At 57.2% G+C, this 493-nt stretch carries 1 pseudogene; it reads right to left on the bottom strand.

Annotated features, from left to right (window positions below):
- Positions 1-493: pseudogene (gguA, locus tag BK665_RS33730) on the bottom strand (sugar ABC transporter ATP-binding protein GguA); the annotation flags it as partial.

Genomic DNA, 493 nt, shown 5'->3' on the forward strand with positions numbered 1-493 from the left:
ATCATCAGAACGCCTTTACCATCGGCAGCGAGCTGGTTGATGATGGTGTAGATTTCGTATTTTGCGCCAACGTCGATGCCGCGTGTCGGTTCATCGAGGATCAGCACATCAGGGTTGGAGAACAGCCACTTGGAGAGCACAACCTTCTGCTGGTTGCCGCCCGAAAGATTGACCGTTTCCTGGAAGATGCCCGATGACCGAATGCGAAGACGCGTGCGGAAATCGCTCGCCACCTTCATTTCCTTGATGTCGTCGATGATGCTGGCCTTCGACACGCCGGCGAGATTTGCCAGCGTGGTATTGTGCAGGATGTTGTCGTTGAGCACGAGCCCGAGATGTTTGCGGTCTTCGGTCACATAAGCGAGACCGGCGTCGATCGCCTTGCGCACGGTGCTGACATCGACAGGCTTGCCGTCGATCAGCACGTCGCCGGTGATCCTGTGGCCATAGGACTTGCCGAACACGCTCATCGCGAATTCGGTGCGTCCTGCCC

Source organism: Pseudomonas frederiksbergensis (assembly GCF_003732665.1).
Lineage (GTDB): Bacteria > Pseudomonadota > Gammaproteobacteria > Pseudomonadales > Pseudomonadaceae > Aquipseudomonas > Aquipseudomonas frederiksbergensis_G.